We start from the raw sequence: 18,840 nt of genomic DNA, 5'->3' as shown, positions 1-18,840 counted from the left end.
ATTTAATTAATGATAATGAAACCGCGCTTACTGGCATTAATTTGGTCATTGGTATTATTGATAATCTTGGGTGTGTTTGGTTATCAAACCAGCACCAAAGGCGCATTACCGATTGAAACGAACATCTTAGCGTTACTGCCTGATAATCAACAAGATCCCGTTGCTCAGCAAGCCTTTGATAATATTGCGAATACCATGAGTGATAAAGTGGTGTTTGTCGTGCATCAAAAGCAGAGTAATGATAAAGAGTTGATTACAGCGGTGGATTATCTCAGCCAAGCATTAACTGAATTACCAATGTTTGATTCAGTGACGGCAACCGTGAGCAAAGATCAGCAACAGGCGTGGGGTCAATACTACTTTCCCGCACGAGCGCAATTGCTAAGCGAGAAACAGAAACAGCAATTAACGGATAAACCAGAGCAGCAAGTCCAACATGTGTTGCATGCGTTATATAACCCTTTTTCTGGTGTTACAGGCGCTGAGTTAGAAAGCGACCCCTTTTTACTGTTTCGAGATTATTTATCAGGCTTGGTTCAAAGCTCAGGTAATATCCAAATTGAGAATGGTTACTTAACAGCCACGGTGGATCAACAGAAATACATCGTGATCACCGCCGATCTTGCCGGATCATCCTATCAGCTCTCTTTACAGCAGCAATTGCCTGATTTACTGACAGTAGAGCACAAGATAGAAACCCAGTTTGACGTTGATATTCAACATACTGGCGTTATCTTTTATGCCGCTCATGGCACAGAGAGTGCAAAAGGGGAGATCAGTACTATAGGTTTGGGGTCATTAATTGGTATTTTTGTACTGGTTTTGGTGGTCTATCGCAGTACGCTGCCATTAGCGTTAGCATTATTATCCATAACTACAGGCTTATTCTGCGCCTATGTATTAACCATTAGCTTATTTGGATCTATTCATCTATTCAGTTTAGTCTTTGGTGCCAGCTTAATTGGTGTCTCGATAGATTATGCGTTTCATTTTTTAACTGATCGCTTAAATGCAGGGGCAAAGTGGAATTCTGTCGAAGGTATAAAACAACTTTTCCCAGCAATCACGCTTGGTTTAATTACCAGTTTAATTGGCTACCTTGGAATGTTGATTGCGCCGTTCCCTGGCTTACAGCAATTATCGTTCTTTTCTGCGATTGGTTTAACTGCCGCTTATTTTACCGTTGTCTGTTGGTATCCTGTATTAGCCAGTAAGCCGAGCAAGTACCATGTTATTCCAGCTCAACGAGCGCTAAGTCAATGGCTATTGGTATGGCAACAACCGTTGATCCGCTTAGTACTGCCATTCAGCCTTTTAATCGCGTCAGTATTTGGAGTAACACAGGCGAAATACGATGATGATATTCGCCAACTTCAAGCTCTACCTCAAGCATTACAGCAGCAAGAAAGAGAGATAAAAGCCATTACCGGTGTTGGTGGATCTCAACAATTGTTGTTGGTCAGAGCACAGACAGAAGATGCGTTATTACAAAAGTTAGAGCGAGTATCAGATAAGCTTGAGCAAAGTGGTGATTTTGGTGGGTTCCAATCCATTAGCCGTTATGTGCCATCACAAAAAACACAACAAGAGAATTATCAGCTCGTTAGTGATCTATATGAACAGCAAACAGATGCTTATCAAAAAGTGATACAGCAAAAGCAAGCACTGTCAGCATTACAGCCATATCAAGCGCTAACGATTGAAGGGTTTTTAGCATCACCCATCTCAGAAACCGTAGGCTTTTTGTGGCTTGGTCATATTGACGATGTGTTCGCTTCGGTGATCACCTTTAATCAAGAAGTAGACAGTGCCACATTGAGTGAGTTTGCTAAAAATAACGACGCGACCTATCTCAATAAAGCCGAAGAAATTTCCACTTTATTTGCTCAATACCGACAGCGAATTACCGAGCTGTTATTAATGGCATATGCGGCGATATTTTTATTGCTGTTACCTCGTTATAAAGTCAAACAAGCCTTCTTAATTGTACTACCGCCATTTATTGCTGGGTGTGCAGGTCTTGCCGTAACTGTATTAACAGGGGTGCCATTAAATTTGTTTAATCTACTGGCCTTGATGTTGATTTTAGGAATAGGGATTGATTACACCCTGTTTTTTGCCGAGCAGAACAAACAAGTAGATAATTCCCATAGAGAAAGTACCTTATTAGCGATTTCATTATCGGCATTAACTACGATTCTTTCTTTTGGGTTATTGGCATTAAGTGAAACCCAAGCCATTCACAGTTTTGGTATTACTGTATTAACGGGTATCATTGTCGCGTGGTTGCTAGCGCCATTAAGTCAACTTACACAGCCTTATACTCATAATAAAGGAGATAAATAATGAAGAATTCACCGTTTGTACTCCGCTATTTTAGTGCCTTTATTCTGTCACTTACATTAATGGGGTGTGCATCAAAACCGATTAAACAGCCTAATCAAGTTGAGGTCGCTCAAGGCGCTTTTGTTACCTTACCTCAACCTGATGAGTATGGCAGTGACTTATCCTTGAGTCAGTTGATTTCGGTTGAGTTCCAAGGAAACAAGCAACAGCTTCCAGTCCAATTGCAGCTAATGGGGAATGATTTGGTTCTTGCCGGTTTTGCTTCATGGGGCTCTCGTCTATTGAGTTTAGATTATGATGGTTTAACCTTAGATACCTATGTGATGGCAGGGCTTGCGGATACACTGCCACCTCCAGAGCAAGTATTGTTTAATGTGATGATTACCTTGTGGCCATTAGAAGCGTGGCAGTCACCACTTAATAGTATTGATTGGACATTAACTGAAAGCGGCAATCATCGAGTATTACGTGATGATGTAGGTAACGTTGTACTTGATGCGACTTATGACTCTATCAGCAACAAATTTAGTGGAGATATTATTTTAAACAGTCCGAACTTGGGCTATGTGATCACCATTAAAACTTTTTCACATTCACAAGAAACACAAACTCAAAAAAATAATGGATAAATAAAATGAGTGACTTTCCTGTCTATATTCATGCCTGTGGTTCGCATTCTGCATTAGGCAAAGAGATAGCTGATATCCATCAGACTCTTCAAGGAACTAAAGCGCCATCAATGAGAGTTGAAGATGGTTGGCTAAATGATGGAAAATCGACCGTTGTTGGAAAAGCGGAAGGTGAGCTGCCTACCGTTCCATCACGTTTAGCCGCATTTGATACTCGGAATAATCAATTAGTGCTCTCAGCATTACAGCAAATTGAAGATCAAATTCAGCAAGCAAAAGAAAAGTACGGTGCTGATCGTATTGCTGTGGTGGTGGGGACAAGTACTTCTGGGATCTCCGATGGTGAAGTGGCGCTAAGTGCTAAGCTAAACACGAGCGAGTTTTCTGATGGCTATCATTACCACAAGCAAGAATTAGGTAATCCTGCGGAATTTATCGCAGAGTATTTAGAACTTACAGGCCCAACGTATGCAATCTCAACTGCGTGTTCTTCTAGCGGTCGTGTGTTTTTATCAGCAAAACGATTATTAAAATCAGGCTTTGTTGATGCGGTTATTGTTGGCGGCACAGATACTTTGTGTAAATTAACACTGAACGGTTTTAATAGCCTTGAAGCCTTATCAAATGAGCACTGTTTGCCATTTAGTCCTAATCGCAAAGGAATTAATATCGGTGAAGCAAGTGCATATATGTTATTGAGTGCAGAGCAAAAAGACTCCGATGATCCCATTGCTTTATTAGGCGCTGGGGATAGCTCTGATGCACATCATATATCAGCACCTCATCCAGAAGGAAAAGGCGCAATAGAAGCGATGGAAAAGGCATTAAAAGATGCAGGACTTAATGCGTCGGAGATTGGTTATATTAATGCTCACGGTACCGCGACACCGTTGAACGATGCAATGGAATCAAAAGCCGCCTATGCAGTCTTTGGTTCGCAAACACCAATCAGTTCAACTAAGCCATTAACCGGGCACACGCTTGGTGCGGCAGGTATCATTGAGGCTTCAATTTGCTGGCATATATTAAAATTTAATTTACCGTTACCAACGCAAATTAATGACGGTGAAAAAGATGCCGAGCTAGCTGAGATTAATTTGGTTCAAAACGACACGTTAGAAAAGAAAGCGATCATCAGCAACTCTTTTGCTTTTGGTGGCAACAATATTAGTTTAATTTTTGGGTATCATTCATGAGCCGTATTCCAGATTTAATCGACCTTTTGCCTCATGATATGCCATTAGCTTTAGTTGATGAGTTGATTGATGTTCAGGAGTTGTCTATTCATTGTCGAGTAACTATCAGTGATAAGAATATTTTCTTTAATCATGAAACAAAAACACTTCCGGCATGGGTAGGCATTGAGTTCATGGCACAAAGTGTTGCTGGTTGGTCAGGCTATCACGCATGGAAAAGTGGCAATAAGTCACCTATAGGCTTTTTGCTTGGCAGCCGTAAATACCAGGCGGAGTGCAGTGAATTTCAACAAGGCGACACACTCGACATTTTTGCAGAGCAAGTACTTGAGAATAATGGCATGGCGGTATTCAGTTGTTATATTGAATCAAATGGTCAGCAAGTGGCTTCGAGCCAGCTTAATATATTTGTACCAACAGAAGAAAAATTAGAAGAGCTTCTCGCTCCTAAGCAAGACAAGCAGTAGAGGGAATCATGACAAGACAAGTATTAGTGACCGGAGCCAGTAAAGGTATTGGTCGCGCAATTTCAGAGCAGTTAGCCAAAGATGGTTTCTTTGTTGTTGTGCATTACATGAGTGATAAAGCTGGCGCAGAACAAACACTAGCAACGATTGAAGAAAACGGTGGCTCAGGGCGCCTAATTCAATTTGATATTAGTGACCGCGCACAATGTAAAGCAACGCTTGAAAACGATATTGAGGCCCATGGCGCTTATTATGGCGTAGTGAGTAACGCAGGAATCACTCGTGATACGGCATTCCCAGCAATGACAGAAGAAGAGTGGGATGGGGTAATCCATACCAATCTTGATAGCTTCTACAACGTATTACATCCATGCGTTATGCCAATGGTCCAAAAGCGTAAAGGCGGTCGCATTGTTACGCTTGCCTCCGTATCAGGTATTGTTGGTAACCGTGGTCAAACTAACTACAGTGCCGCAAAAGCAGGCGTGATTGGTGCCACTAAATCTCTTGCGTTAGAGTTAGCAAAACGAAAAATTACCGTTAACTGTGTCGCACCCGGTTTGATTGATACCGGCATGGTTGATGAACATGTAAAAGAACATGCATTACCACAAGTACCATTGCGCCGTATGGGTGATCCAGAAGAAGTTGCAGGGCTTGTTAGTTACCTAATGTCAGATGTTGCGGGTTATGTGACTCGCCAAGTTATTTCTATTAATGGTGGTTTAGTATGAGTCGTCGTGTAGTTGTTACAGGCATGTCTGGCGTAACAGCCTTAGGCAGTGATTGGAACACCGTAGGCGAAAACCTTCGTAAGTGTGAAAATGCCACTCAATACATGCCAAGCTTTGAGGTTTATGATGGCCTAAATACCAAACTCGCTGCTCCGATTGATGACTTTTCGTTACCAAAGCATTACACCCGTAAAAAGATCCGCTCAATGGGTCGAGTATCATTACTATCAACTGTCGCTTCAGAGCAAGCGCTAGAGCAAAGTGGCTTAATTGGTAATGATGTACTCACTAATGGTGAAACAGGTATTGCTTTTGGTTCATCAACAGGCTCAACCAATGCAGTAGGTGCATTTGGTGTCATGCTGAATGAAAAGTCAACCAAAGCCATTACAGCAACAACCTATGTGCAAATGATGCCACATACCGCAGCAGTAAACGTCGGTTTATTCTTTGGTTTGCGTGGCCGAGTTATTCCAACAAGCAGTGCGTGTACCTCAGGCAGCCAAGCGATTGGTTACGCGTATGAAGCCATTAAACATGGTTACCAAACCGCAATGGTTGCAGGTGGTGCTGAAGAATTATGTCCAACAGAATCGGCAGTATTTGATACTTTGTTTGCAACAAGCTTAAAAAATAATGAGCCTAAAACGTCACCAAGCCCATACGATCAAGACCGAGATGGCCTAGTTATTGGTGAAGGTGCAGGTGCGCTAGTGCTTGAAGAATACGAACACGCTAAAGCGCGTGGTGCAACCATCTATGCTGAGTTAGTTGGCTTTGCAAGTAACTGTGATGCTGCTCATGTGACACAACCACAAATGGAAACCATGCAATTGTGTATGGAAATGTCATTAAAAGACGCGAACTTATCGCCAGAGAAAATTGGTTACGTATCAGCTCATGGTACAGCGACTGAGCGTGGTGATATTGCAGAGAGTACCGCAACAGAGAACGTATTTGGTTCATCGATGCCAATCAGCTCATTGAAGTCTTACTTTGGTCATACATTAGGGGCTTGTGGTGCAATTGAAGCGTGGTTATCGATAGAGATGATGCGTAATAATTGGTTTAGCCCAACCTTAAACTTAAACAATGTCGATGAGCGTTGTGGCAAGCTTGATTACATCACAGGCACAGGCCGTGAAATTGATTGTGATTACATCATGAGTAACAACTTTGCGTTTGGTGGTATTAATACATCGCTAATTTTTAAGCGTTGGACAGACGTTTAGAAATAACAGATAAGAAAAAACCGGTGAGGGGAATTCACCGGTTTTTTTATATCTTCAGATTGGTTAGATTGAAGATCAACAGCTAGATAGCTGGATTAGTTAACCCAATCACGCAATGTGAAAGTTAACTCATGGTCTTGACCTTTAAGGATCAAGTTTTCTTTAGTAAGCGTAATGTCGCTCCATGTAGATAGCGTGCTAGACATAACTTGTTCAGTTGTCATCACATCACCCATACACATTTTCATTGTCATTCCCATTTTCTCAATACGGAATTGACCTTCTTCATTTAGCTCAGCTTGGCCAAAGAAGTTGTTACAACCAGCATTACCGTTTGCCGTCATTTTCTCGCCAATTTCAAGACGAGGTGCTTCCATTTTTTCAGGAGTAGCAACGTCTTTACCGTCAACTTGAGTCAGCTGCCAGTTGTGGTGCTGAAGCATATCAGCAGATACTTGAGCATCAGTCATTGCGTTGTCGCCATTGCTTGCGCATGCAGCCATTAATACAGGTAAAGATACAGCCACTAATAACTTTTTCATTTTAACTCCTAACAGGTTTATGAATTTTTGCTTTTTTAATACACAGAAGTATAGAAGAGAATAACCGAATATTGTCAGTAAAACGTAAAAAACACTGTCCAATTACTGCCGTCTTATAAATAAGAATGAGAAATGAGAAGGGGATCTTAGTTTTTAATCAGAAGAAAATAGAAGGTTACGTAATTCCTATACGTTAGATAGATTAAAGCCCCGATACTGGTAATATCAGGGCTTTAAAGGGGTTGTTATTTCAATTGGTAAGAGAGAAATAACATAATGCAAAAGAGTAAAACAGACTCGAATTAGATGCGGATGAAGTCCATGTGCTCAACTTTAGGCTTAAACGCGTGACGTTGAACGTCTTGCGGCTTAACCTTAACAGTAGCGCCATTGATTACTAGCTCAATTGCTTCGTAAAACTCAGGCTTATCCATTTGGTTGATGATATCACTGTGGATTAGTTCGATTGATACTGGAGCTTCTGTGCCACCGTAAACGATTGCAGGGAATTTACCAGCGTGACGAAGGCGGCGGCTCGCACCCTTACCTTGTTCAGTACGTACTACTGCTTCAAATTTCATAGTCTTTACTCTCAAAATAGTAAAATAAAAAAATGCCATTAAGCTTAGCGACCTAACTTAACAGACTTTTCGTTTCGAAAAACGAGCGCGAATAGTACCATCCCATTATTTATCTAACAACCTATTTTCGTGTGTTTTTGATAGGTTTTTGTTAATGTAAAAGTTATCGTGGAATTCAACGATGAATACGTATAACAATAAAATAGCAGCATGGAGGCAGAGATGAAAAAAATAGGATTAATCACGTTACTTTCTTTATCAGCGGTTGCAGCGGATTACGCCCAAGAAATAGAAGCACGACAAGATAACTTCCAGTATCTGGATGCAACGGTTGATTTATTAGATGATGCGTTTGATAAAGAGGTGCTAGATTGGAATGAAATCATGCCACTTGCCCAAAGTGCTCACTTAACGGTTGAAGAGCAAAAGACGTTGTTTCCAGAAGGCAGTGCAGATAACAGCCGAGCACGCACTAAAATTTGGGCCCAAAAAGCCGAATTTGAAGGTAAGTTCGATACCTTATCTCAGCAATTTATCTTAATTAGTGAAGCCGCAGTAGAGCAAGATGACGTTGCAGCACGAGCTGCCCTTGATAAAGCGTTCGCTCAGTGCCGCTCTTGCCATATGAATTATCGCTCTTTGTGGTAATCGAGCTTTAAATTGAATGACGGAATAAACAGATTATTCTTCAAAGATCTTATCGCGGATAGACCAAAACTTACCTTGTTTACGCGCAATCACAAAGCTCGGTGGACGAAAACGGTGTTGATTATTCGCGATTTTTATTGCCGTTGTTTCTTCAAATGGACGGTGTCTATCGACCAAATGAGGGCGCACAAAGTTATTCAAAAATAATTGCTTCTGTTTTTTAGTCGCCATTTGCCACACTTCATGCAGCTCAGAATCATCGTCACCTAAATAAGTCACTTTGATTTGGGGTTTATCGAACTGATTTTTCCCAGCGGTAAGGGTTAAATCAATGCAATTTAGGATCCGAGCATCTTTTAATTTTAGTGCTTCTTTTAGCTTTTTATCGGGATCAACCAAGATCGCATCACATTCATGACAAACACGGGCAGCGATATCGTTATCAGCACCGCACTCATTACAATATTTGGCTCTAAAACGATAACCACACTCTTCGCGAGTGCCATCATCATCTTCAAAATAGCCTTGGCAGCGACGCCCAAAATGCTCAAGCAAAAAGCCATTGCTGTCTAGCTTACCCCAAAAGTTATTATTAAAGCCGCAAGCAGGGCAGGGAATGGTAATGATTTCACTGTTACTGTCAGGTTTAGGATCGCCCACTTCAGGCTGGTATAAATCAAAACAGTTACCGGCATAATCCAAAATTGTACATTCAGTTTTGCCTTCCGCTAAACGTAACCCACGACCAATGATTTGTTGGTATAAACTGACCGATTCTGTTGGACGTAAAATAGCAATTAAATCAACATGAGGGGCATCAAAGCCGGTCGTTAATACCGAGACATTAACTAAAAATTTGGTTTGCTGTTTTTTGAAGCGTTGAATAATGGCATCACGTTCGACAACTTTGGTATCGCCAATCACCAATTCAGATTGTTCTGGTGGCAGTAACGACAATACTTCTTGGGCATGACGCACCGTGGCAGCAAAGATCATCACGCCTTTTTTGTCTTTGGCATACTCCACTATTTGCTGAACAATTTGCGGGGTGGCTCGTTTGGACTCTTCAATCACTAAATCCAATTCAGACTCTTTGTATTTACCGGTAGACGCAGGTTTTAATTGCGAGAAGTCATAGCTTAATACTGGCGCATCTAATAACTTTGCAGGAGTTAAAAAGCCTTCATCCAATAAGTACTGAATAGGCAATTCAAAAATGCAATCACGGAAAAAACGAGGCGTATCAGTTTTGACCTGTCCGCGAGTGTGGTATTGGTAAATCCAACCAATCCCTAAACGGTAAGGCGTCGCGGTTAAACCAAGAACTTTGATACCTGCATTTTGAGTTTGTAAGTGCTCAATCACTTTACGGTAACTGGTGTCTTTGTTATCTGGCACACGGTGACACTCATCAATAACCAATAACGAAAATTGATCTTTAAATGAATCAAGGTTTCGGACAACAGATTGCACCGAGGCAAACACCACTTTCTTATCGTTTTCTTTACGGCCTAATCCTGCTGAAAATATAGAGGCCTCTTCGCCATAGCCTTCGTATTTTTCATGGTTTTGTTCAACAAGCTCTTTCACGTGAGCAAGTACCAACACACGACCTTTTGCAATTCGTGCTAATTCAGCTATCACCAAGCTTTTTCCGGCCCCCGTCGGCAATACTAACACCGCAGGCGTTGTGTGTTTTCGGAAATAATGGATAACCGCTTTAACAGAATCTTGTTGGTAAGGTCGTAATGTATACATGGATATATAAACAGTAGTTAAGGCAAAAAAGTATCATATCAGAATATATAAGATTACTCTTTGTTTTCTTGCTAAGATGAATATAGTCACTTTAAGGATTAATATGACAATGAGGCGATTAGTTACGGTGTTATTACTTAGCTCAATCTTATTGGGGTGCAGTAATTTTAAAAAACTCTCTAATGAGATGAAAGCGATTGATTCATTAACTCATGAGTATAGGCTTACCCTGAGTGAGCCCGTGTCTGATTCAGCCGTCGTTATCGAGCAAATTAAGGACATTAATAAAAGCGAAGTTGATGGTTATGATGGGATCATACAGAGCGATAGCATTCAGTTACAAATGTCGAATGATGTTCATTATTTACTGATATTTGAAGACAAAAATAACGATTTAACCCTCCAACGTGATGAGGCATTCAGCGTCATTAATCTTCGTGACTATAAAAATAAGACAGACATAGACGTTACATTAACCGTTAATGAAAAAGAGATCCCAAAAGCATTTGTCGATCGCTCATTATCCTCTTTATTAAATATAGAATTAGATCTTGTTGATATAGGCGCAGTTGTCAGTTTAACCGACCCGCCTTTTGAGAAGAAAAACGCAGAACTGGGTATGTGGCAGCCACTGACCTTTTTACTCGAAAATAATACCGGGCTCTACTTTCTATCCGAATATGACCCCAACAAAATCCCGATCTTATTTGTTCATGGTATTAACTCAACCGCGTTAGATTTTTCATCATTAATTGAAAAAGTAGACAAATCTAAATATCAAATATGGGCCTTTAACTATCCTTCAGGCTTATCTCTATCTTTAAACTCCAAAGGTTTGAATAATCTATTACACACAGTGGCTACTGAATACAAAATTAAACAAATGCATGTTGTAGCCCATAGCATGGGTGGGTTAATTGTCACTAACAGTTCGCGGCAATGTAGCATTGGCGATCTATGTCATTTCATAAACAGCATTACGACCATTTCTTCGCCGTTCGGTGGGGTAGAGTCAGCGAAACAAGGTATTGAATACTCGCCAGTAGTAATGCCTGCATGGGTTGATTTAAATCCTAATGGCAAATTTATTGCAGACTTATTTGCAGATAACGATAACATTCATACGCCTCACTTCTTAGCATTTGGCTATAACTCGGGTGATTTATTTAATACTGACAGCAATGATGGTGTGATTGATTTATCAAGCCAGCTATCGCGCCAAGCTCAACTGCATGCAGAGCAAATTCGTGGTTATGATGAAAACCATCTCAGCATTTTAGATAACGATGAGTTGTTTGATGACTTATCTGATTTTTGGCTTAAAACAGAACAATAATGAATTATTGGTTATTCAATATTAACAAAGGAAGTTTATTCAATGTCAGTGCTTAAACGCATTCATACCACTCTATTTTTTGTCGCTATTCTTTCAGGCTGTGGCTCACTTCCTAATGAAGTTGAACACATGAACGAACCTGTACTTGTGCCATTAACCAGTTCGCTATCGGAGTTAAATGATGCTTATCAACCTAAGCAATCAGCCTCAGAAACCAGTGCTGTGTTGCTGCAAGATTCTGGTTGGGATGCATTAGCGCAACGCTTAGCATTAATCGAAACAGCAGAGCACAGTATTGATATTCAATATTATATTTGGAACTCAGACGCCTCGGGTCATTACCTTGCCAGTCGTCTATTAGCCGCAGCAGATCGTGGTGTTAAAGTGCGTGTCATGTTGGATGACATCAACTTAAATGAACGTGAAGATCTGCTTGTGGCATTAAACGCGCATCCTCACGTTGATATCCGCGTATTTAACCCTATCCCAACTCGTCGTGGTGTTACTAAGTGGGTGAACTTCTTAGGCGATTTCTCACGCCTAAATCGTCGTATGCACAACAAATCATTCACCGTTGATGGCGTGTTCTCTGTGGTGGGTGGACGCAATATTGGTGACGAGTATTTTGATCTTTCTAACGAGATTAATTTTCGTGACCGTGATGTGCTAGTCAGAGGTTCTGTTGTTCATGATATTCAAATCAGTTTTGCAGAGTATTGGGACAGTACTTGGTCTTATCCTGTCGATTTATTAGCAAAAGAAGTTTCATCAGAACCAGTCTCTCAGCAACCTGTGTTAGATGAGATTGATGCACCCGTTTATAAAAACTACCCAGCCTTACCTGAGGGCAATAAAACAGCCCATCAATACCTAACTGATCTAATGGATAAAATGACTTGGGTTAACGCTAAGTTCGTATTTGATCGCCCTGTACCGCTGGATAAAGATAACACCAGTGAGCCAAAATCAACGGCGAAAGCGCTCGCGAAATTAGCCAGTGAATCAGACAAAGAGATCTTATTAGAATCGGCTTACCTTATATTTGATGATAACCAACTCGAAGGGTGGCAAGAATTGGTTAGTAAGGGCGTTGAGATAAAAGCGTTAACTAACTCAATGGCATCGAACGATTTAACCACCAATCATTCAGGTTACGCAGGCCGTCGTAAAGATATGCTTGAACATGGTATTCAGCTATATGAATTAAAACCAGAAGCTGGATTATGTGAAGAATCGACTAGAGATATCTCTAAGTGCGCACCAATATTGCCTTATGGACTTCACGCTAAGTCAGCCGTTTTTGATGACAAAATCGCAAGTATCGGCTCTTTTAACTTCAATTTACGCTCAACGTACCTGAATACAGAGTCGATTTTAATCATTGAAAATCAAGAAATCGCACAGCAACTCACGCAAGATATCGAACACGCCATGGATGAAGAAAACAGTTGGCATCTAAAACTGCAAGAGGGCGATGTTCGTTGGTATTCAGGCGATAAAAGTTGGGAAGATGAACCAGAAACCGGTCGATGGGAGCGTTTTGAATCTCAATTTTTGCAGTTGTTACCAATAGAAAAATACTTGTGATGTAGTTTTGGAATAGGGAACTTGTGGTAATTTTTTGTGATATTACCACAAATCCTAATGTTCGATATTTACATCATAAATAGATGTTAGAATGACATTCGTCCACCGACAGTCCAGCTATATTCAGTTTCTGTCATACCATAATAAGTATCATGAGGGGCGAAAGCAGAGATTTTGGCATACGGATAGATGTGCCATACAGGACGCATTGTTCCGATTGAGAATTCCAACTCACTTGCTTGTCCTTGGTTGAAATCAAGCATATCCGATCTGTCTTCTGCATAATGGAATTCATACTTACTCGTAATATAAGTATGTTGAAAGTATTTGGCCGCAGAAACATACCCTGAATATTTATTGGCGTTATCGACAGTAATCCACGTAAAGCCATTACGGACAATCTCAGTTGTCACGCCTATTTTTGTTGAGTATCCATCAAAAAATCGAGCTGCTGAGAGATCTATAAAGTGTGTTTTTGTTTTTACACCATCAATGCCAGCTATTTCAGACATTAACCAATCATCTTTTAAGCCGTACTCATAATAAGAAGATAACTTCCAATTTGAATTAACAAATTGATGATAGCCGATACCTAAGCCAACCCAATTATCGTTATCCCCACCTATGTATAAATACGTGTTTTTAGTTACTGCGGCGGTAACGCCAACCTCTACGACATCCTTTTCAATTGATAAATCAATTCCAGCAATAGCTGAACCGCAGAGCATCATTGCACTGCAAGTCATTGAAATGGTTTTCATGTTATAACCTAGAAAGGTGCTCCTAGTACGTAACTAGGAGCGAGGGAGGATTAGTTTAAGCGAGAGCGGATCGAATCACGGATAGAGTTACGATCCATATTTCGGTCAGTATTTTCCATTAGAGGTCGTAACCCACCTTGAACCGTATCACGGCCAATGATGATTGATTCACCATCAATAACAATACCAAAATCACCTTCATAGTCACCTTGGCGAATAATATTTACATAATGCTCATTGCCATCTTTGTCTTGAATCATCATAGACTGACCATGCCAATTCACACTCGTGATTGTGAACACATTGCCGTTAGCATCAGTAATGGTGTTACCAGAAATGGTGTAGCTTGCTTCAGGACCATTATCAATTGGTGGCATTTCAGGACCACCCCATACAGGAGGTAATCTATCTGGAGTGCTCGTTCCAGTATCTATTCCCCAATCAGGTGTGTTATCGATATCAGGAACCGATGGTACCGGAAGTCCGAATTCTGGATCAGCTATTCCCCAATCAGGTGTATCACCAACATCTAAACCCCACTCTGGAGAGTTATCAATATCAGGAATAACAGGGTTACCTGGGTTCGTTTGTCCTGAGCCATTAGAGCCACCAGAAGAAGAACAACCAGACAGCAATAAAGCACCTGATACTACAACGGCTAAAAGAGATTTATTCATAATGTATCACCTAAAGTCTTATCAAAATTTACTGACGCTTAAATGGGTCAGTGTAGAAAATATCACCCTTTCCATTGGCGCAATGACAGAGACCTTGTGGGTACATCAACAACTTAGTACCACTGAACAAAAATCAAAACCACGCTATTTGCAAATCCATGCGAGTTATTTGTTGAGAGAGATTATGGGAAATTTAGGGTAGGAGATCTAATTACGATTACTTTTAACTCTTATAAGCCTCACTTATTACTTAGTGTTTTATTACGTTAATACATAATTAATCAAGAGTGTTTTTTTAAAGAGTGGGGGAAAACATTAATATCAATAACATTAGGGGGGTAAACGCAAGTAAGCTAATGAAAAGTTGGCGTTCTGACGAGCGCAATACCGCTCGTCTTAGTTTGAATATGGATTTTATTTCGTTTGCTCAAGCTGTGATGGATTATCAAACATCGCTTGTAATGTTTGTATAAATTGCCCCACGTGTAAGCCATCCATTAAACCATGGTGCACCTCAATAGATAGCGGCATACGCCATTGAACACCGTGTTGAACCAATTTCCCAAATGCCATTTTTGGCACGCTGTCTGGGAAATTAACGTCTCTCGCATGAGTCATACTAGTGAAATCTACCCATGGCAATACCGTTAAATGAATCGTGTTCTGCTTCATTTCTTGGCCAATGAACTGCTCTACAATAAAAGGCGTATTTTTAATCCGAGCTTCAGCGTTGGTGGCACTGGTGGTAAAGTCAGAAAACGTAGGTTCATGGTCTAAATCGCAAAAACGTACCGTATTATCATCGGCGAGTAGCGCCACACTGACACACATAGGCGAGTAAATACGTACTTCTTCACCTATCAGGCGATAGCTCATCGGTTCACATTTATTTAGCGCTTGCTGAGTTAGGTAAAGATAAGCATGAAAGAAGCGATGATTATGCTGCTTACAATATTGGCGCAGCACAGTTACATCGATATTAGAGCAGATGTTATACCAAGGATGACTAAAACCTTGATAAAATTTTAAATGTTGAGCTCGCGCCCATTTGCTGATATCTAGCACTTCATACGCCATTGTGATTTCCCTATAGAGTTCACTGATTTGGGTTGGGCTGATTCTATATACCTAATTGACTTTAAGATATATTTGAATATAGAAAAACCTCAAGAAACGGTACAATACCTAAGTTGCAAGTTAGCAGCGTAGAAACTCATTCACATAAAACCGTAAAGTAGCCCTATATGTCTAAAGATTTTAGTGTCACCACAGAATACATACTCGACAAGACTTTCTTTGCAGAGTGTTATGATCAAACTAGCCAGCCAATTACGTTTCCAAAAGCCTATTTAAAAGGAATTCTCTTTTTTCTTTTTGGTGTGGCGTTATTAAAACTGGAACTATTACCTAATGGTTATATTGGTTGGTTCTTTATTGCGCTGAGTATTATTGAAGCGTTCAGTATTTATTTTAAGAAAACGTGGTGGCTATGGCGACAATCCATCAGCTCACTCTCTGGCAGTAAAGTGGAGTTTAACGTTGACGAAAATGGTGTGAGTTATAAAAGCCTTAAAAACACCAAAAACTCTCGCACTATCGCTTGGAGTGACATCGATCAAGTTGAACAAAGTGATTTAGGGCTTATTTTTTATATTGGTAAACAGCGCCAATACGTCAGTAAATCGTGCCTAAATGAGAAAGAGATCGCCTTCATTGTAGATCAGCACGAAACATCAAAAGCAAAGTAATACCCACTCCTCCGAACAACATAATGTGACTAACCCAAATCGTGCGACACTGTCGCACGATTTCGATTTACAACAAAAATTGACTCAGCCTAAACCAGATCTCCTAATATTCATCCGTATTCAAACCGAACTACTCAGCAAACATATCTCACTATTTTTCAATGATATGCACTTGTGATGCGAATAATACCTCTAATCAAATCATGTTTTGATGTGAATAGGAGGATTAACCGCATCATTAAATGATTTGAATAAGTGTGCTATTCGCATCATACTGTGATTAGATTAAGTGAAATTGGATCAGAGGAAGGCATTATGTGGATATGGCAGCAAGATAAATGGCCTCACTTTTATTGGAATGAACGTGTTATTGAACCGTTATTAAGGTCGGTTAGATTTAACCAAGGGCTTTTATTAGGGAAGATGACGAGTCAAGACCAAGAAAAAACCATGCTTGATACGTTACTTGCCAATATTGTCCACTCAAGCGCGATTGAAGGTGAAACGTTAAATGCGTTTTCGGTGCGTTCTTCTTTAGCGAATAAATTAGGGTTAAGTGAAGAAAGACCTTTTCCAACCACTGAGCAGACCGATGGCCTTGCCGAGATCATGCTTGATGCGGTAGATAATTTGGATACCCCTTTAACGCTCGATCGTATTTTACACTGGCATGATCGTTTATTTCCTCAAGGTTACACCATGTTTAACCCTGTGGTGGGTGGGCAATTGCGTGGTGATGCACCTATGCAAGTTGTATCTGGCCGTATTGATCGTCCTGTGGTCCATTTTGAAGCGCCAAGCCGAGATATTCTTGATGCTGAATTGAGCCAGTTTATTGATTGGTTCAACACATCAAAAAGCGATGCTTCTTTAGATCCTTTATTAAGAGCGGCAATAACGCATTTGTGGTTTGTGACGCTTCATCCGCTTGATGATGGTAATGGAAGAATCACTCGTCTACTTACGGATCTCGCATTAGCGCAAGCAGAACAACAATCGGTTCGATTCTATGCTATGTCAGTGGGTATCTTGGCGAATCGCAAAAGTTATTATGAGATTTTAGAGCAAACTCAAAAAGGGGAGCTAGATATTACCGCTTGGCTACAATGGTTTTTTGAAACTCTTGATAGTACGTTTGCAGAAGTCTTTAATGAAATAGACAGAACGATTTTTAAAACCAACTTTTGGCGCAAGGTTGATCAAACCAAGCTGACAGAAGAGCAAGTTAAAGTGCTTAATAGAATGTTAGATGGAGATTTTGAAGAGGGCATTAACACCTCTCAATACCATAAAGTTGCAAAGGTCAGTAAGCCAACGGCAACTCGGCATTTAGCAATGTTAGTTGAACTTGGTTGTTTGGTTAAAACAGGGGCCGGTGGTCGTAGTACTCGTTATGTTTTGGGGGAGTAACAGCGTTTCACTAAATTGTGACTGTTCTATGTTTTATTATTTATGGTATCTTAAATTTTTACTTATATATAACAGTAATGAGACCAACTGAATGACAGATAGGAATACATTTACGCCAATCTTGGTATTAGGCACTGAGTATCCTATTGCTCACTTAAAAGACCTCAAGATTACACTTTGTATAGAGTTTTCCAATGGGGATTCTCGTGATATTACAATACATACAAGACCTACGAATCATCTCTACTCCAGAGCCGTTTCCAATGAAGATAAACTAAATAAAGCGGTTCTCATTAGTGAAGGATCTTTGTTGCGTAGTTACGTTCATAGAGAAGGCAATTATCAAGCAGTTGTTGATGAGCCATTAAAAATTAAGGAAGAGCGAGTTTTTTGCATTGATAAGTGGCGACAAAGTTACTTGTTTCCAAGTTTTGTTACTCAAGTTCAAGAAAATTATAGTCAAGTATCGGTATTAGCTAATAAAGGTGATGAAAAAACATGTCTAAGTGCGTTACTAACCGTCCCTGAGTATGATGAGCATGTTTATTTAGTTTTCTTTCATTTACATAAAGTAAACAGTAAAGAAGTAAATATGATGATTGAAAGTGCTTTTTTGGTGGAGAAGACGGCTCATAAAGCTCAAAAACTTATTACACCTAAATCAAATGAAGCAAAACCGTTTGTGGTTATTGTAAAAAATATACTTGAGAATCGGAAACCGTTTGAGAGTATCAAGCAATCTAAAAACAAATATAAGCGGAAAAAGAAACAAAAGCAGAAAAAGTAATTGATGCTGTTTTTAAAGATAAAAAAAAGCTCTGACAGTATCAGAGCTTTTTCTCATTTTCATAAATAATTCCGGATTACCTAGTTAACACCATGTCTTGCATGGTCACCGACATACACTTTAACCCGACATTACTCGCTTAAAATGCTGTTTTAGTCAGCGGGAGGAGAGGATATTTCAATCCGACTTAGTCTCTCTCTTACCTTGTAGCTACAATGTACCTACAAAATGATCCTAGATGAACTGATGGATAAATGCAAGTCTTAATATTGACAGTGGTGTATCAAACCAAGCTGACAGAAGAATAAGTAAAAGTGCTTAATAGAATGTTAGATGGAGATTTTGAAGAGGGCATTAATACCTCTCAATACCATAAAGTTGCAAAGGTAAGTAAGCCCAGG

At 40.1% G+C, this 18,840-nt stretch carries 18 protein-coding genes; 12 read left to right on the top strand and 6 right to left on the bottom strand.

All coding sequences use genetic code 11. From position 1 onward, the window contains the following. The first annotated feature begins 9 nt into the window (after positions 1-9). From PVK70_RS08945 to PVK70_RS08920, 6 genes are read left to right on the top strand one after another with little or no spacing between them, the layout of a single operon-like run. Positions 10-2,346: an MMPL family transporter gene (locus PVK70_RS08945; RefSeq protein WP_130048043.1), complete on the top strand. Its 2,337-nt coding sequence runs from the start codon at positions 10-12 to the stop codon at positions 2,344-2,346. Next, complete coding sequence (locus PVK70_RS08940) at positions 2,346-2,975, top strand: DUF3261 domain-containing protein (protein ID WP_242504781.1); 630 nt, start codon at positions 2,346-2,348, stop codon at positions 2,973-2,975. Before PVK70_RS08945 ends, PVK70_RS08940 begins: the two co-directional genes overlap by 1 nt. A 5-nt stretch (positions 2,976-2,980) precedes the next feature. Beyond that, the gene (locus tag PVK70_RS08935) at positions 2,981-4,171 is read left to right on the top strand and encodes a beta-ketoacyl-[acyl-carrier-protein] synthase family protein (RefSeq protein WP_130048042.1); all 1,191 of its coding nucleotides are present in this window, start codon (positions 2,981-2,983) and stop codon (positions 4,169-4,171) included. Then, positions 4,168-4,638 (top strand): hotdog family protein, encoded by a 471-nt coding sequence (locus tag PVK70_RS08930; RefSeq protein WP_130048041.1) that lies wholly within the window; start codon positions 4,168-4,170, stop codon positions 4,636-4,638. The genes PVK70_RS08935 and PVK70_RS08930 overlap by 4 nt, the downstream gene beginning before the upstream one ends. An 8-nt stretch (positions 4,639-4,646) precedes the next feature. Beyond that, positions 4,647-5,372, top strand: a complete 726-nt coding sequence (gene fabG, locus PVK70_RS08925) for a 3-oxoacyl-ACP reductase FabG (protein ID WP_130048040.1) — start codon at positions 4,647-4,649, stop codon at positions 5,370-5,372. Continuing rightward, positions 5,369-6,604, top strand: a complete 1,236-nt coding sequence (locus PVK70_RS08920) for a beta-ketoacyl-ACP synthase (protein ID WP_130048039.1) — start codon at positions 5,369-5,371, stop codon at positions 6,602-6,604. Before fabG ends, PVK70_RS08920 begins: the two co-directional genes overlap by 4 nt. Before the next feature lie 95 nt (positions 6,605-6,699). On the opposite strand, the gene PVK70_RS08915 is transcribed toward PVK70_RS08920, so the two are convergent. Together PVK70_RS08915 and rplY are read right to left on the bottom strand one after the other, a co-directional pair. Beyond that, entirely contained in the window at positions 6,700-7,146 is a 447-nt protein-coding gene (locus PVK70_RS08915) for an META domain-containing protein (protein WP_130048038.1), read from the bottom strand. Between the two features lie 302 nt (positions 7,147-7,448). Then, on the bottom strand, positions 7,449-7,727 hold the full coding sequence (rplY, locus tag PVK70_RS08910) for a 50S ribosomal protein L25 (protein WP_130048037.1): 279 nt from the start codon (positions 7,725-7,727) through the stop codon (positions 7,449-7,451). Between the two features lie 222 nt (positions 7,728-7,949). Here rplY and PVK70_RS08905 point away from each other — a divergent pair, with 222 nt between their 5' ends. Then, complete coding sequence (locus PVK70_RS08905) at positions 7,950-8,375, top strand: cytochrome c (protein WP_242504780.1); 426 nt, start codon at positions 7,950-7,952, stop codon at positions 8,373-8,375. 33 nt (positions 8,376-8,408) lie between these two features. On the opposite strand, the gene PVK70_RS08900 is transcribed toward PVK70_RS08905, so the two are convergent. Then, on the bottom strand, positions 8,409-10,133 hold the full coding sequence (locus PVK70_RS08900) for a DEAD/DEAH box helicase (RefSeq protein WP_130048036.1): 1,725 nt from the start codon (positions 10,131-10,133) through the stop codon (positions 8,409-8,411). A 109-nt stretch (positions 10,134-10,242) separates the two neighbouring features. Between PVK70_RS08900 and PVK70_RS08895 the strand changes: the two genes are divergently transcribed. After that, positions 10,243-11,469, top strand: coding sequence for an alpha/beta hydrolase (locus tag PVK70_RS08895; RefSeq protein WP_130048096.1), 1,227 nt, complete (start codon positions 10,243-10,245; stop codon positions 11,467-11,469). Between the two features lie 42 nt (positions 11,470-11,511). Continuing rightward, positions 11,512-13,056 (top strand): phospholipase D family protein, encoded by a 1,545-nt coding sequence (locus tag PVK70_RS08890; protein ID WP_130048035.1) that lies wholly within the window; start codon positions 11,512-11,514, stop codon positions 13,054-13,056. Between the two features lie 86 nt (positions 13,057-13,142). On the opposite strand, the gene PVK70_RS08885 is transcribed toward PVK70_RS08890, so the two are convergent. The 3 genes from PVK70_RS08885 to PVK70_RS08875 all read right to left on the bottom strand — a co-directional run bounded on the left by PVK70_RS08885 (position 13,143) and on the right by PVK70_RS08875 (position 15,571). After that, complete coding sequence (locus PVK70_RS08885) at positions 13,143-13,817, bottom strand: hypothetical protein (protein WP_130048034.1); 675 nt, start codon at positions 13,815-13,817, stop codon at positions 13,143-13,145. A gap of 50 nt (positions 13,818-13,867) precedes the next feature. After that, positions 13,868-14,494 carry a hypothetical protein gene (locus tag PVK70_RS08880; RefSeq protein ID WP_130048033.1) on the bottom strand — a complete coding sequence of 209 codons (627 nt, stop codon included), beginning with the start codon at positions 14,492-14,494 and terminating at the stop codon, positions 13,868-13,870. Between the two features lie 414 nt (positions 14,495-14,908). Next, the gene (locus PVK70_RS08875) at positions 14,909-15,571 is read right to left on the bottom strand and encodes a CatA-like O-acetyltransferase (protein ID WP_130048032.1); all 663 of its coding nucleotides are present in this window, start codon (positions 15,569-15,571) and stop codon (positions 14,909-14,911) included. Positions 15,572-15,738: 167 nt separating this feature from the next. On the opposite strand from PVK70_RS08875, the gene PVK70_RS08870 reads away from it, so the two are divergent. The 3 genes from PVK70_RS08870 (at position 15,739) to PVK70_RS08860 (ending at position 18,439) form a co-directional block, all read left to right on the top strand. Further along, a complete protein-coding gene (locus PVK70_RS08870; RefSeq protein WP_130048031.1) occupies positions 15,739-16,242 on the top strand; it encodes a YcxB family protein in 504 nt (167 codons plus the stop codon). Positions 16,243-16,557: 315 nt separating this feature from the next. After that, positions 16,558-17,652, top strand: a complete 1,095-nt coding sequence (locus tag PVK70_RS08865) for a Fic family protein (RefSeq protein WP_130048030.1) — start codon at positions 16,558-16,560, stop codon at positions 17,650-17,652. Positions 17,653-17,743: 91 nt separating this feature from the next. Further along, positions 17,744-18,439, top strand: a complete 696-nt coding sequence (locus PVK70_RS08860) for a hypothetical protein (protein ID WP_130048029.1) — start codon at positions 17,744-17,746, stop codon at positions 18,437-18,439. The last annotated feature ends 401 nt before the right edge of the window (positions 18,440-18,840 follow it).

This window comes from Aliivibrio sp. A6, assembly GCF_028765505.1.
Lineage (GTDB): Bacteria > Pseudomonadota > Gammaproteobacteria > Enterobacterales > Vibrionaceae > Aliivibrio > Aliivibrio finisterrensis_A.
Note: the sequence above shows the minus strand (reverse complement) of the source record. Positions and strands in the feature narration are given on the sequence as shown.

Excerpts from the sequence above, each read along its gene's own strand:
- PVK70_RS08945 (WP_130048043.1), top strand. The coding sequence starts at position 10 with ATGATAATGAAACCGCGCTTACTGGCATTAATTTGGTCATTGGTATTA.
- PVK70_RS08940 (WP_242504781.1), top strand. The coding sequence starts at position 2,346 with ATGAAGAATTCACCGTTTGTACTCCGCTATTTTAGTGCCTTTATTCTG.
- PVK70_RS08935 (WP_130048042.1), top strand. The coding sequence starts at position 2,981 with ATGAGTGACTTTCCTGTCTATATTCATGCCTGTGGTTCGCATTCTGCA.
- PVK70_RS08930 (WP_130048041.1), top strand. The coding sequence starts at position 4,168 with ATGAGCCGTATTCCAGATTTAATCGACCTTTTGCCTCATGATATGCCA.
- fabG (WP_130048040.1), top strand. The coding sequence starts at position 4,647 with ATGACAAGACAAGTATTAGTGACCGGAGCCAGTAAAGGTATTGGTCGC.
- PVK70_RS08920 (WP_130048039.1), top strand. The coding sequence starts at position 5,369 with ATGAGTCGTCGTGTAGTTGTTACAGGCATGTCTGGCGTAACAGCCTTA.
- PVK70_RS08915 (WP_130048038.1), bottom strand. The coding sequence starts at position 7,146 with ATGAAAAAGTTATTAGTGGCTGTATCTTTACCTGTATTAATGGCTGCA.
- rplY (WP_130048037.1), bottom strand. The coding sequence starts at position 7,727 with ATGAAATTTGAAGCAGTAGTACGTACTGAACAAGGTAAGGGTGCGAGC.
- PVK70_RS08905 (WP_242504780.1), top strand. The coding sequence starts at position 7,950 with ATGAAAAAAATAGGATTAATCACGTTACTTTCTTTATCAGCGGTTGCA.
- PVK70_RS08900 (WP_130048036.1), bottom strand. The coding sequence starts at position 10,133 with ATGTATACATTACGACCTTACCAACAAGATTCTGTTAAAGCGGTTATC.
- PVK70_RS08895 (WP_130048096.1), top strand. The coding sequence starts at position 10,243 with ATGAGGCGATTAGTTACGGTGTTATTACTTAGCTCAATCTTATTGGGG.
- PVK70_RS08890 (WP_130048035.1), top strand. The coding sequence starts at position 11,512 with ATGTCAGTGCTTAAACGCATTCATACCACTCTATTTTTTGTCGCTATT.
- PVK70_RS08885 (WP_130048034.1), bottom strand. The coding sequence starts at position 13,817 with ATGAAAACCATTTCAATGACTTGCAGTGCAATGATGCTCTGCGGTTCA.
- PVK70_RS08880 (WP_130048033.1), bottom strand. The coding sequence starts at position 14,494 with ATGAATAAATCTCTTTTAGCCGTTGTAGTATCAGGTGCTTTATTGCTG.
- PVK70_RS08875 (WP_130048032.1), bottom strand. The coding sequence starts at position 15,571 with ATGGCGTATGAAGTGCTAGATATCAGCAAATGGGCGCGAGCTCAACAT.
- PVK70_RS08870 (WP_130048031.1), top strand. The coding sequence starts at position 15,739 with ATGTCTAAAGATTTTAGTGTCACCACAGAATACATACTCGACAAGACT.
- PVK70_RS08865 (WP_130048030.1), top strand. The coding sequence starts at position 16,558 with ATGTGGATATGGCAGCAAGATAAATGGCCTCACTTTTATTGGAATGAA.
- PVK70_RS08860 (WP_130048029.1), top strand. The coding sequence starts at position 17,744 with ATGACAGATAGGAATACATTTACGCCAATCTTGGTATTAGGCACTGAG.